Genomic DNA, 12,236 nt, shown 5'->3' with positions numbered 1-12,236 from the left:
GCGGTTGGGGAAATCAATCCGATGATACACTCCCGGCGTGCCACCGCGACCCAATCCGAGGCAGCTGGCGCTAAATCGCCAATGAACGGAGACCTATGGAAACCCACGACCTGCGTAAAGTCGGCCTGAAGGTGACCCATCCGCGGATGCGGATCCTGGCGCTGCTCGAGCAGCGCAATGCCCAGCACCACATGACCGCCGAAGACATCTACCGCCAGCTGCTGGAGCATGGCGACGAGATCGGCCTGGCCACGGTGTACCGGGTGCTGACCCAGTTCGAGGCCGCCGGCCTCGTGCTCAAGCACAATTTCGAAGGCGGCCAGGCCGTCTACGAACTCGACCGCGGCGGCCACCACGACCACATGGTCGATGTGGACAGCGGCAAGATCATCGAGTTCGAAAGCACTGAGATCGAAGACCTGCAGCGCAAGATCGCTGCCGATCATGGCTACGAGCTGGAGGAACACTCGCTGGTGCTGTACGTGCGCAAGAAGCGCAAGTAAGCCGCGCAGCCAGTTGATTGCGACGAAACCCCGGGCATGCCCGGGGTTTTTGTTTGTCTGGCCTCAGCGTCGCGGTAGATCCACGCCATGCGTGGATGGCCCCATCAGGACGTCCAGATCCACCGCCTCGGCCATCGCCCGGTTCCCTGCATCGCCCGGGTGCAGGTGGTCGCCGGAGTCGTAGGCAGCCGCCATCCGTGAGGGATCGGCCGGATCGCGAAGGGCCGCGTCGAGGTCGATCACCGCGTCGAACGGGCTGTCCGTGCGCAGCCAGGCGTTGAGCCGCTGGCGCAGGGCGTCCTTGTCCGCGGCGTAGTAGTCGTCCAACGGGGTGCCGGGCAGGGCGCCGGCAAACGGGGTCAGGGTCGCGCCGAGGATGCGCAGGCCGCGGGCATGGGCGCGCTGGGCCAGGTCGCGGTAGCCGGCCTGCAGCTCGGCCAGGCTGGGCCGGGCCTGCGCGCGGGCAAAGGCCGTGCCCGGCCAGCTGATGTCGTTGATGCCGATCAGCACGATCACACTGGCGACACCGGGCTGGTCGAGCACGTCACGCTGGAAACGCTTGCGGGCCGATTCGCCCATGCCATCGTGCAGCAGGCGACCGCCGGATATGCCGGCATTGACCACCGCTACACCTTCTGGTGCCAGCCGCGCGGCGAGGTGATCGGTCCAGCGCTGGTCCTGGTCGAGGCTGGCGGTGGCGCCATCGGTGATTGAATCGCCGATCACCACCACGCTGCGCGCGATGGCCGGGGCCTCGATTTCGATAGCCGACAGGAGCAGGCGGGCCGTGGTGCTGCTGGCGTCCCGCAGCGCGGGCCGTTGATGCTGGTCGCCCGGCGCAATCCAACTGGTCTGCCGCCCTTCCCAATGGAAGGTCTGCAGCGGCGTGCGGTCGGGCAGGTAAACGCTGACCTGCACCGCCTGCCGATCAGCGGTGGGAAGGGGGAGCGGATCGCTCAGGCGGTCCTGCCCGGGCGCAATCACGACCCCGGGCTGGCCGTCGAAGCGCAGCGGCTGCGGCGTGTCCCCGGTATGGGCGGCGATGCTGGCAGCGCCGATCCGCAAAGGTTGGGTGCCGTAGGCATTGCTCAGGCGGATCCGCAGGCGGGACCCGCCCAGACTGATGCGAGCGCTCTGGCGAAAGGTCTGGTCCTGCAGTTGGCCGGGAATGAGGGTAGGAAACAGGAAATCGCTGCCCCACACCGGCTGCGGGCTGGCTTGCCAGCTGGCCACCCAGTGCGGGGCAGGTGACGCGGCGGCGGCGCCGGACAGGACAAGCAGGGCGGTGGCGGTCAGTTGGCTCAGGCGATTCATCGGGATGACCCGGTGGGAGGGACGACCATGGTGCGTCCAGGGTCATCTGTGACCTAGACTGCGCATGGACAATCATCTGTGAATCGAATTCATTGGCATGGCACGCACCGACATCAACCGATCCGGCGAACTGGAAGTGTTCGTACGGGTGATCGAAACCGGCGGCTTTTCCGCCGCCGCCCGCAGCCTGGAGATGACACCGTCGGCGGTCAGCAAGCTGGTTGCGCGGCTGGAACAACGGCTGGGCACGCGTCTGCTGCAGCGCTCCACCCGCCAGTTGCAGCTGACCCCGGAGGGCTGCGCGTTCTATGAGCGCGGCCTGCGGGTGCTGGCCGATCTGGAAGAGGCCGAACGCTGTGCCAGCGCCCACGCCGAGCCGCGCGGGCGGCTGCGGGTCAATGCCAACGTGCCGTTCGGCCAGCATTTCCTGCTGCCGCTGCTGCCGGAATTCCTGCAGCGCCATCCGCAGGTCGGTGTGGACCTGACCCTGACCGACGAGGTGATCGATCTGCTGGAGCAGCGCACGGACGTGGCGGTGCGGGCCGGTCCGTTGAAGAGTTCCAGCCTGGTCGCGCGCCGGCTGGGTGCAACGCGGATGATGATCGTGGCGGCACCGGCCTATGCGGCACGACACGGACTGCCGGCCAATGCCGATGCGCTGCTGGCGCACAACCGGTTGGATATCGGCCATGCACGGTCGGTGCAGGGCTGGCCGCTGCTTCAGGATGGCCAGCAGCAGCGGGTGCTTCCGAGCGGGAATGCGCGCGCCAGCAATGGCGACGCGCTGCGTCAGCTGGTGCTGGGTGGGCTGGGCCTGGCCCGGCTGGCGGCGTTCCAGGTGCAGGCCGATATTGCGGCAGGCCGGTTGCTGCCGGTGCTGGAGGACGCCAACCCGGGCGACCTGGAAGAGGTGCACGCGGTGTTCCTGGGCCAGGGGGGCTACCTGCCGCTGCGGGTGCGCGCGTTCCTTGATTTCCTGGTGGAGAACGTCGATCTGACGCAGCCGCGGGGGTAGTGCCGGCCGCTGRCCGGCAGCGTCATGACCTTCGTCCGCGTGCGTCGGGTTGCCGGCCAGCGGCCGGCACTACCAGGTCTTCGTCCGCGTGCGTCGGGTTGCCGGCCAGCGGCCGGCACTACCAGGTCCTCGTCCACGTGCGTTGGGTTGCCGGCCAGCGGCCGGCACTACCAGGCGTCAGGCCTGCAGTAGATCCACGCCATGCGTGGATGAATGCCCCCGATTCACGCGCGCCAACAGGCGTGCAGGGACCTACACCTGCAGCAGCTTGCGCGCGGCGGCGCGGGCTTCCTTGCTCACTTCCACTCCACCCAGCATGCGCGCCAGCTCTTCCTCGCGGGCCTTTGCGTCGAGCTTCTCCACTGCGCTCTGGGTCATGCCTTCCACCGGTGCCTTGCTGACCCGGTAATGGGCGTGGCCCTTGGAGGCGACCTGCGGCAGATGGGTAACGCACAGCACCTGGCGCTTTTCGCCGAGGGCGCGCAGCTTCTGGCCGACGATATCGGCCACCGCGCCACCGATGCCGGAGTCGACTTCGTCGAACACCATGGTCGGCACTGCATCCAGGTCGAGCGCGGCCACTTCGATGGCCAGCGAAATACGTGACAGCTCGCCACCGGAAGCGACCTTGCGCAGCGCACGCGGTGGCTGGCCGGCATTGGCAGCCACCAGGAACTCGACGCGCTCGGCGCCCTGCGGGTCCGGCTTGCCGTTGTCCTGCGGCTCCAGCTCGATCAGGAACTGGCCGCCGCCCATGCCCAGCTCGGCAATGATGCCGGTGGTGGTGGCCGACAGCTCGGCAGCAGCGGTGCGACGGCTGGTGGTCAGTGCTGCAGCCTCGACACGCCAGGCCGCTGCGGCCTTCTCAATTTCGCCGGCCAGACGCTGCAGGCGCTCGTCGGCGCCGCGCAGCTGTTCCACTTCGGCGTGCATGCGCTCACGCTGCGCACCCAGCTCATCCATCGGCACGCGGTGCTTGCGGGCCAGGTCGTGCAGGCGGCCGAGGCGGCGCTCGTTCTCCTCGAACTGGTCCGGATCGGCGTCCAGGTCGTCATGCACCCGGTCGAGCAGGGCCAGCGCCTCGTGCAGCTGGATGGAGGCGCTGTCGATCAGGGCATCGACGTCGCCCAGGCGCGGGTCATGTTCGGCCACCCTGGCCAGTTCATGCCGCACCTGCTGCAGCAGGTCCAGCGCCGAGTGGCCTTCGTCGCCGTTGAGCTGGTCCGAAGCTGCCTGGCAGGCGGCCAACAGGGCGCTGGCATGCGCCTGACGGCGATGGCTGGCGCCGAGCGCGGTGATCGACTCCGGCTCCAGATCCTCACGGTCCAGTTCACGCAGCTGATGTTCGAGGAAGCCGATGCGGTCACTCACGTCGCCCTGTTGCGACAATGCGAGGGATTCATCGACCAGCGCCTGCCAGGTGGCGGCAGCGCGGCGCACCTGGCGGCGTTCGCTTTCGTTGCGGGCATAGGCGTCCAGCAGGGCCAGCTGCGACGGGCGCGTCAGCAGGGCCTGCTGCTCATGCTGGCCATGGATTTCCACCAGCAGGCCGGCGAGGTCGGCCAGCTGCGCCAGGGTGACCGGGCGGCCGTTGATCCACGAGCGCGAGCCGCCGTCGGCGCGGATCACGCGGCGCAGCTGGCATTGGTCTTCATCGTCCAGCTCATTGCTGGCCAGCCACTGGCGGGCGGCCTGCAGCTGGTCCAGCGCGAATTCGGCCGACAGTTCGGCCCGGGCCGCGCCATGGCGGACCACGCCGCTGTCGGCGCGCAGGCCGGACAGGAAGCCCAGGGCGTCGACCATCAGCGATTTGCCCGCGCCGGTCTCGCCTGAAACCACGGTCATGCCCGGCCCGAACTCCAGTTCGGTGGCGCGGACGACGGCGAAATCCTTGATTGAAAGATGTCTGAGCATGGGTAAGGGGGTGTCTGCAGCCGCGCAACGCTAGCACGCGCGGCGGGGTCGTCCAATGACTTGCCAAGGGGATGCGTCGCCATTATCTAATGTCCCTGTCTCACAGGTTGATTTCATGCACGGTTCTCCCGACCAACTTGCCCCGCGCGCGCGGCACCTGCTGCGCACGCTGATCGCGCGCTACATCCAGGATGGCGAGCCCGTGGGTTCGCAGACGCTGGCGCGCGTGGCCGGCCTGGAGGTCAGTCCGGCCACCATCCGCAACATCCTCGGTGACCTGGAAGACCTGGGCCTGCTGGCCTCGCCGCATACGTCGGCGGGCCGGATTCCGACCGCGCATGGCTACCGGGTGTTCGTCGACAGCCTGTTGCAGATGCAGCCGCCGGGCGAAGGGGAGCTGGCCCGACTGCGTCAGGAGCTGGCCGGAGGCGGCAGTACCCAGGCGCTGCTCGGCAGTGCGTCGGAGCTGCTGTCGGCGATGAGCCACTTCGTTGGCGTGGTCAGCGCGCCGCGCCGCGAGCAGTTCGCCTTCCGCCAGATCGATTTCGTGGCGCTGGACGGGCGCCGGGTGCTGGCGATCCTGGTGTTTGCCGACAATGAAGTGCAGAACCGGGTGATCGAGACCCGCCAGGACTTCGCGCCGGGGCAGCTGGAGCAGGTGGCCAATTACCTCAATGCCCACTTTGCCGGGCTGCCCCTGGCCGAGATCCGTACCCGCCTGCTGCTGGAGCTGCGCGACGCCCGTTCCGAGCTGGAACAGGTGCTGGCGCACAGCGTCGAGCTGGCCGAGCAGGCCTTGCAGCCGCCGGCCGACGACATGCTGGTGGCCGGCCAGACGCGTCTGATGGGGGTGCAGGACCTGTCCGACCTGGAGCGCCTGCGCGAGCTGTTCGAGCTGTTTTCCAGCAAGCGCGAGATCCTGCAGCTGCTGGAGCGGACCATCCAGGCCCCCGGCGTGCGCATCTTCATCGGCGAGGAAACCGGCGTGGTACCCCTGCAGGGCGTCTCGCTGGTCACCGCGCCGTACACCGCCAACGGCCAGGTACTGGGCGTGCTGGGCGTGATCGGGCCGAAGCGGATGGCCTACGACCGCATGATTCCGCTGGTCCAGGCCACCGCCGATGTGCTCGGCGCGGCCTTTTCGCCGGGCGGGCGAACTCCGGGTGCATCGGACGCTTGAAACGCAGCATCCCGCCCACACTAGGGTGGGTGGAGGCGGAGAGTGACCGCCAGGGACCCAGACATGAATCAAGATCAGCCAGACATCGCCGCCCAGCAGGCCGCCGCCGACGCAGCTGCCGCCGAGGGCGTCAACGAACAGATCGAACAGCTCCGTGCCGAAGTGGAGCAGGTCAAGGCCGAAGCGCTGCGTGAGCGCGCCGACCTCGACAACCAGCGCAAGCGCGTGGCCCGCGACATCGAACAGGCGCGCAAGTTCGCCAACGAGAAGCTGCTGGGCGAACTGCTGCCGGTATTCGACAGCCTCGATGCCGGCCTAAAGGCCGCCGGCGACGATGCCCATCCGCTTCGCGAGGGCCTGGAGCTGACCTACAAGCAGCTGCTGAAGGTCGCTGGTGACAACGGCCTGGTGCTGCTGGACCCGACCGGGCAGCCGTTCAACCCGGAACACCACCAGGCGATCAGCCAGGTCGCTGCCCCCGGCGCCGCCCCGGGCAGCGTGGTGACCGTGTTCCAGAAGGGCTACCTGCTCAACGAGCGCCTGTTGCGGCCGGCGCTGGTGGTGGTTGCCGCCGATTGACCGCGGGCGCCGGGCTTGGCCTGACGCGGGTTTTCCCGCCGCGACCGGGGCATCGGCACGACCGACGCTGAACGTGTTGGGCGAACGGAAACACAGCGTTCGGGGGATGGCTTGAATGTTCCACGAGCCTCCCCCACATCCCATTCATCCACCGGCCGAACGGCCGGACTGACAAAAACAACATCCTTCAAGGAGTCTCCCCCATGGGCAAGATCATTGGTATCGACCTCGGCACCACCAACTCGTGCGTGGCGATCATGGACGGCGGCAAGGCCCGCGTCATCGAAAATTCGGAAGGCGATCGCACCACCCCGTCGATCGTCGCCTACACCAAGGACGGCGAAGTCCTGGTCGGTGCCTCGGCCAAGCGCCAGGCCGTGACCAACCCGAAGAACACCTTCTACGCGGTGAAGCGCCTGATCGGCCGCAAGTTCACCGACGCCGAAGTGCAGAAGGACATCGCGCACGTCCCGTACAGCATCCTGGCCCATGACAATGGTGATGCCTGGGTGGCCACCAGCGATGCCAAGAAGATGGCACCGCAGGAAATCTCGGCCAAGGTGCTGGAGAAGATGAAGAAGACCGCCGAGGACTTCCTCGGTGAGAAGGTCACCGAAGCGGTCATCACCGTGCCGGCCTACTTCAACGACAGCCAGCGCCAGGCAACCAAGGACGCTGGCCGCATCGCCGGCCTGGACGTCAAGCGCATCATCAACGAGCCGACCGCGGCCGCGCTGGCCTATGGCCTGGACAAGGGCGACAACAAGGATCGCAAGATCGTTGTCTACGACCTGGGCGGCGGCACCTTCGACGTCTCGGTGATCGAGATCGCCAATGTCGACGGCGAGAAGCAGTTCGAAGTGCTGGCCACCAACGGCGACACCTTCCTGGGTGGCGAAGACTTCGACAACCGCGTCATCGAGTACCTGGTTGAAGAGTTCAACAAGGACCAGGGCATCGACCTGCGCAAGGATCCGCTGGCCCTGCAGCGCCTGAAGGATGCTGCCGAGCGTGCCAAGATCGAACTGTCCAGCGCCCAGCAGACCGAAGTGAACCTGCCGTACGTCACCGCTGACGCGTCGGGTCCGAAGCACCTGAACATCAAGCTGACCCGCGCCAAGCTGGAATCGCTGGTGGAAGAGCTGATCAGGAAGTCGATCGAGCCGTGCCGCGTTGCGTTGAATGACGCCGGCCTGCGTTCGAGCGACATCAGCGAAGTGATCCTGGTCGGCGGCCAGACCCGCATGCCGAAGGTGCAGCAGGCTGTCACCGAGTTCTTCGGCAAGGAACCGCGCAAGGACGTCAACCCGGACGAAGCCGTGGCACTGGGTGCTGCGATCCAGGGCGGCGTGCTGGGCGGCGACGTCAAGGATGTGCTGCTGCTGGACGTGACCCCGCTGTCGCTGGGCATCGAAACCATGGGCGGTGTGTTCACCAAGATCATCGAAAAGAACACCACCATCCCGACCAAGGCCTCGCAGGTGTTCTCCACCGCCGAGGACAACCAGTCGGCCGTGACCGTGCACGTGCTGCAGGGTGAGCGCGAACAGGCCCGCTTCAACAAGTCGCTGGCCAAGTTCGACCTGTCCGGCATCGAGCCGGCCCCGCGCGGCCTGCCGCAGGTGGAAGTGTCCTTCGACATCGACGCCAACGGCATCCTGCACGTGTCGGCCAAGGACAAGAAGACCAACAAGGAACAGAAGGTCGAGATCAAGGCCGGTTCGGGTCTGTCCGAGGAAGAGATCGCACGCATGGTCGCCGACGCGGAAGCCAACCGCGAAGAAGACAAGAAGTTCCAGGAGCTGGTGCAGGCCCGCAACCAGGCCGATGCCCTGATCCACGGCACCCGCAGCGCGATCACCGAGCACGGCAGCAAGGTTGGTGGCGAAGTGATCGGCAAGGTGGAAGCGGCCCTGGCCGATCTGGAAACCGCGATGAAGGGTGACGACAAGGCGCAGATCGAAGCCAAGTCGAAGGTGCTGGAAGAAGCTGGCCAGTCGCTGTTCGCTGCGGCTTCGGCCGACCAGGGCGGTGCCGCCCCGGGTGCCGACGCCGGCAATGCGGGCAAGGCGCAGGATGACGTGGTGGACGCCGAGTTCACCGAAGTCAAGGACGACAAGAAGTCCTGATCCGGACCGACACGGGACGCTGGTTGCCAGCGTCCCGTTGTCGTACCAGGGTCCTGACCGCCCTCTGGCGTGTCGGGGCGCCCGACGCAAGAGCGGACCTGGTTCCGCTCTTCCGCTTTGACGAATCCCGACTTTCCGGAATGCGATCCACGATATGAGCAAGCGCGATTACTACGAAGTGCTGGGCGTTGCCCGCACCGCCACCGACGAAGAACTGAAGAAGTCCTACCGCCGTTGCGCGATGAAGTTCCACCCGGACCGCAACCCGGGCGATGCGGCGGCCGAAGCCTCCTTCAAGGAGTGCAAGGAAGCCTACGAAGTCCTGTCCGACGGCAACAAGCGCCGCATGTACGACAGCCATGGCCATGCCGCGTTCGAACACGGCATGGGCGGTGGTGGCGGTGGTCCGGGCGGCCCGGACATGAACGATATTTTCGGCGACATCTTCGGCAACATCTTTGGTGGTGCCGGCGGTGGTGGCCCGCGCCAGGCGCGTCGCGGCGCCGACATCGGTTACGTGATGGAGCTGGACCTGGAAGAAGCGGTGCGTGGCGTCGAGCGCCGCATCGAGATTCCGACCCTGGCCGAATGCGGCGACTGCGATGGCAGCGGCTCGGAAGACGGCAAGGTCGAGACCTGCAACGTCTGCCATGGTCGTGGCCAGGTGCGCATCCAGCGCGGCATCTTCGCCATGCAGCAGGCCTGCCACAACTGTGGTGGCCGTGGCCAGATCATCGCCAAGCCCTGCAAGACCTGCCACGGCAACGGCCGTGTCGAAGAAGACAAGGTGCTGTCGGTGAAGGTGCCGGCGGGCGTGGATACCGGCGACCGCATCCGCCTGGCGGGTGAGGGCGAGGCCGGCCCTGCGGGGACGCCACCGGGCGATCTGTACGTGGAAGTGCGCGTGCGCGAGCACCACATCTTCCAGCGCGACGGTGACGACCTGCACTGCGAAGTGCCGATCCGCATTTCGCAGGCCGCACTGGGCGATACCGTGCGCGTGGCCACCCTCGGTGGCGAAGCGGAAATCCGTATCCCGGCCGAGACCCAGACCGGCAAGCTGTTCCGCCTGCGCGGCAAGGGCGTGCGTTCGGTGCGCAGCCGCAGCGAGGGTGACCTGTACTGCCGCGTGGTAGTGGAGACGCCGGTCAACCTCACCAGCGACCAGCGCAAGCTGCTGGAGCAGTTTGAAGCCACCTTCAACGGCGAGGATGCGCGCAAGCATTCGCCGAAGTCGGCGACCTTCATCGACGGCGTCAAGGGCTTCTGGGATCGGATGACGTCCTGATCCCTTGAGGGAAATGTTGAACGACAGCGCCGGGCCATGCCCGGCGTTTTCGTTTCCGGCGCAGCAGATCCGCGCCATGTGTGGACGCGGTGCAACGGATCAACGGAAAAATGCCGCCGGCGTCTGCCCCAGCTGCCGCTTGAACATGCTGGTGAACGCACTGGGGCTGTCATAGCCCATCGCCAGCGCAACATCGATCACCTTCTCGCCGCGGGCCAGCCGTTCCATCGCGGCCAGCAGGCGCGCCTGCTGCCGCCACTGGCCGAAGGTCATGCCCAGTTCGCTGGCGAAGTGGCGCTGGATGGTTTTCACGTCGATCGCCAACGCCTGCGCCCAGTCCTGCAGGGTCGCCTCGTCGCCGGGATGTTTCTGGATGTGCTGGCAGATCCTGTGCAGGCGCGGGTCGACGGGCTCGGGCAGGTGCAACGGCAGTACGTCCATGCGGCGCAGTTCGTCGAGCATCAGCCGCACCACGCGGCCATCGCGGCTGTCTTCTTCATGCGGCCCGTCGATCAGGATGGCTGCCTGCAGCAGTTCGCGCAGCAGGGGGGCCACCTGCACGGCGAAGGGCTCGGCGGGCAGCTGCGGGGCGAATGACGGTTCGATATACAGGCTGCGCATGTGCACCTCGGCGATGCAGTCCACCGCATGCGCCATGCCCGCCGGCATCCAGATGGCGCGGGTGGAGGGCACCACCCAGCGGCCGACCTCCGAGCGCACCACCATCAGCCCGGACATGGAATAGACCAGCTGGTGCCGCCGGTGCTTGTGCGCCGCGATGTGGGTGCCGGCGCGGTAGTCGCGTGCGCGGCAGGTGACCGGGCGATGCACCGGCACCTCGTTCCACGGCGCGGTTTCGCGGATGGGGCAGAGGGTGTCCTTTTTGCGATAGGCCATGACCAGAACGCGGCAGAAGGGAGCGGATGCCCACCGTAGCATGCACAGCTCGCCCCCATCCTGACCGTGCGCAATGTCGACTCTGGCTTCTCCCGCCGTATCCGCCCGCCCCGTATCGCCCGGAGTGCTGGCGGCAATCTCCAGCTCGCACATGGTCAACGACATGATGCAGTCGCTGATCCTGGCCATCTATCCGGTGATCAAGGGCGGCTTCAATCTCAGCTTCACCCAGATCGGCCTGATCACGCTGACCTACCAGCTCACCGCCTCGATCTTCCAGCCGCTGGTCGGCCTTGCCACCGACCGCCGGCCGGCCCCGTACTCACTGCCGATCGGCATGGCCTCGACCTTGTGCGGCATGCTGCTGCTCGGCTTTGCGCCCAACTACGGGATGGTGCTGCTGGCCGCCGCGCTGGTCGGTATCGGTTCGGCCATCTTCCATCCGGAAGCCTCGCGCATCGCACGCCTCGCCTCCGGCGGCCGTCATGGCCTGGCGCAGTCGGTATTCCAGGTGGGAGGCAACTTCGGCACGGCGCTGGGGCCGCTGATCGCCGCAGCGGTGATCGTGCCCTATGGCCAGCATTCCGCATCGTGGTTTGCCGGTGCAGCGTTGATCGGCATTGCCCTGCTGACCTATGTCGGTCGCTGGTACTCGCTGCATCTGGGCGCGCCCCGGCCAGCAGCGCATGGTGTGACTGCCGCGCGCCATCTGCCGCGCACGATCGCCCGGGTGCTGGCCATCCTGCTGGTGCTGATCTTCAGCAAGTACTTCTACATGGCCAGCATCGGCAGCTACTTCACCTTCTACCTGATGCATCATTTCGGCATTCCGGTGGCGCAGGCGCAGCTGCATCTGTTCGCCTTCCTCGTGGCGTCCGCCGCGGGTGGATTCTTCGGCGGGCCGCTGGGCGATCGTATCGGTCGCAAGCCGATCATCTGGGCCTCGATCCTGGGCGTGGCACCGTTCGCGCTGATGCTGCCGCATGCCGACCTGCTGTGGACGACGGTGCTGGCGGTGCTGATCGGCTTCGTGCTGTCTTCGGCCTTCTCCGCGATCGTGGTCTATGCGCAGGAAATGATGCCGCACCGCATTGGCATGGTGTCCGGGTTGTTCTTTGGCTTTGCCTTCGGCATGGGCGGCCTCGGCGCAGCGGTGCTCGGTCTGCTGGCTGACAAAACCAGCATCGAATTCGTCTACCAGCTGACCGCGTTCCTGCCGTTGCTGGGCATCGTCGCGGCCTGGCTGCCGCCGTCCAGGCCTGCTGCGCACTGAGGGGTGTTCTTCGGCAGGGCTGCGCCCTGCACCTGCAGATGCCAGAGCAACGGCAACGGCAACGGCAAAAGCGTGCATTTCGTGGGATGGCGGGGTGGGTCCGGTTGCGGGGGACGCCGTGAATCCATCCCTGGAGGCTTGGCC

General features: G+C 66.9%; 10 protein-coding genes. 7 read left to right on the top strand and 3 right to left on the bottom strand.

Annotation, left to right across the window (positions count from 1 at the left end):
- The first annotated feature begins 95 nt into the window (after positions 1–95).
- The gene (fur, locus tag AC1DCU_RS07350) at positions 96–503 is read left to right on the top strand and encodes a ferric iron uptake transcriptional regulator (protein WP_025878865.1); all 408 of its coding nucleotides are present in this window, start codon (positions 96–98) and stop codon (positions 501–503) included.
- 63 nt (positions 504–566) lie between these two features.
- On the opposite strand, the gene AC1DCU_RS07345 is transcribed toward fur, so the two are convergent.
- Complete coding sequence (locus tag AC1DCU_RS07345) at positions 567–1,817, bottom strand: SGNH/GDSL hydrolase family protein (protein ID WP_032977647.1); 1,251 nt, start codon at positions 1,815–1,817, stop codon at positions 567–569.
- 97 nt (positions 1,818–1,914) lie between these two features.
- On the opposite strand from AC1DCU_RS07345, the gene AC1DCU_RS07340 reads away from it, so the two are divergent.
- The gene (locus tag AC1DCU_RS07340; protein WP_025878867.1) at positions 1,915–2,832 is read left to right on the top strand and encodes a LysR family transcriptional regulator; all 918 of its coding nucleotides are present in this window, start codon (positions 1,915–1,917) and stop codon (positions 2,830–2,832) included.
- Between the two features lie 252 nt (positions 2,833–3,084).
- On the opposite strand, the gene recN is transcribed toward AC1DCU_RS07340, so the two are convergent.
- The gene (gene recN / locus AC1DCU_RS07335) at positions 3,085–4,746 is read right to left on the bottom strand and encodes a DNA repair protein RecN (protein WP_032977644.1); all 1,662 of its coding nucleotides are present in this window, start codon (positions 4,744–4,746) and stop codon (positions 3,085–3,087) included.
- Between the two features lie 115 nt (positions 4,747–4,861).
- Between recN and hrcA the strand changes: the two genes are divergently transcribed.
- The 4 genes from hrcA (at position 4,862) to dnaJ (ending at position 9,922) form a co-directional block, all read left to right on the top strand.
- Complete coding sequence (gene hrcA / locus AC1DCU_RS07330) at positions 4,862–5,926, top strand: heat-inducible transcriptional repressor HrcA (RefSeq protein WP_025878869.1); 1,065 nt, start codon at positions 4,862–4,864, stop codon at positions 5,924–5,926.
- A gap of 63 nt (positions 5,927–5,989) precedes the next feature.
- On the top strand, positions 5,990–6,505 hold the full coding sequence (grpE, locus tag AC1DCU_RS07325; protein ID WP_025878870.1) for a nucleotide exchange factor GrpE: 516 nt from the start codon (positions 5,990–5,992) through the stop codon (positions 6,503–6,505).
- 203 nt (positions 6,506–6,708) lie between these two features.
- Positions 6,709–8,634, top strand: a complete 1,926-nt coding sequence (gene dnaK / locus AC1DCU_RS07320) for a molecular chaperone DnaK (protein WP_025878871.1) — start codon at positions 6,709–6,711, stop codon at positions 8,632–8,634.
- A 154-nt stretch (positions 8,635–8,788) separates the two neighbouring features.
- Positions 8,789–9,922, top strand: a complete 1,134-nt coding sequence (gene dnaJ, locus AC1DCU_RS07315; protein WP_025878872.1) for a molecular chaperone DnaJ — start codon at positions 8,789–8,791, stop codon at positions 9,920–9,922.
- Positions 9,923–10,021: 99 nt separating this feature from the next.
- On the opposite strand, the gene AC1DCU_RS07310 is transcribed toward dnaJ, so the two are convergent.
- Positions 10,022–10,819, bottom strand: a complete 798-nt coding sequence (locus AC1DCU_RS07310) for an AraC family transcriptional regulator (RefSeq protein WP_032977641.1) — start codon at positions 10,817–10,819, stop codon at positions 10,022–10,024.
- Positions 10,820–10,892: 73 nt separating this feature from the next.
- Here AC1DCU_RS07310 and AC1DCU_RS07305 point away from each other — a divergent pair, with 73 nt between their 5' ends.
- Positions 10,893–12,092: an MFS transporter gene (locus AC1DCU_RS07305; RefSeq protein ID WP_478013587.1), complete on the top strand. Its 1,200-nt coding sequence runs from the start codon at positions 10,893–10,895 to the stop codon at positions 12,090–12,092.
- Positions 12,093–12,236: the final 144 nt, after the last annotated feature.

The organism is Stenotrophomonas sp. 10L48 (assembly GCF_056395105.1).
This window is presented reverse-complemented; position numbering and strand designations above follow the sequence as displayed.

What these genes read in the sequence shown, in the direction of transcription:
- fur (WP_025878865.1), top strand. Translation starts at nt 96, where the DNA reads ATGGAAACCCACGACCTGCGTAAAGTCGGCCTGAAGGTGACCCATCCG.
- AC1DCU_RS07345 (WP_032977647.1), bottom strand. Translation starts at nt 1,817, where the DNA reads ATGAATCGCCTGAGCCAACTGACCGCCACCGCCCTGCTTGTCCTGTCC.
- AC1DCU_RS07340 (WP_025878867.1), top strand. Translation starts at nt 1,915, where the DNA reads ATGGCACGCACCGACATCAACCGATCCGGCGAACTGGAAGTGTTCGTA.
- recN (WP_032977644.1), bottom strand. Translation starts at nt 4,746, where the DNA reads ATGCTCAGACATCTTTCAATCAAGGATTTCGCCGTCGTCCGCGCCACC.
- hrcA (WP_025878869.1), top strand. Translation starts at nt 4,862, where the DNA reads ATGCACGGTTCTCCCGACCAACTTGCCCCGCGCGCGCGGCACCTGCTG.
- grpE (WP_025878870.1), top strand. Translation starts at nt 5,990, where the DNA reads ATGAATCAAGATCAGCCAGACATCGCCGCCCAGCAGGCCGCCGCCGAC.
- dnaK (WP_025878871.1), top strand. Translation starts at nt 6,709, where the DNA reads ATGGGCAAGATCATTGGTATCGACCTCGGCACCACCAACTCGTGCGTG.
- dnaJ (WP_025878872.1), top strand. Translation starts at nt 8,789, where the DNA reads ATGAGCAAGCGCGATTACTACGAAGTGCTGGGCGTTGCCCGCACCGCC.
- AC1DCU_RS07310 (WP_032977641.1), bottom strand. Translation starts at nt 10,819, where the DNA reads ATGGCCTATCGCAAAAAGGACACCCTCTGCCCCATCCGCGAAACCGCG.
- AC1DCU_RS07305 (WP_478013587.1), top strand. Translation starts at nt 10,893, where the DNA reads ATGTCGACTCTGGCTTCTCCCGCCGTATCCGCCCGCCCCGTATCGCCC.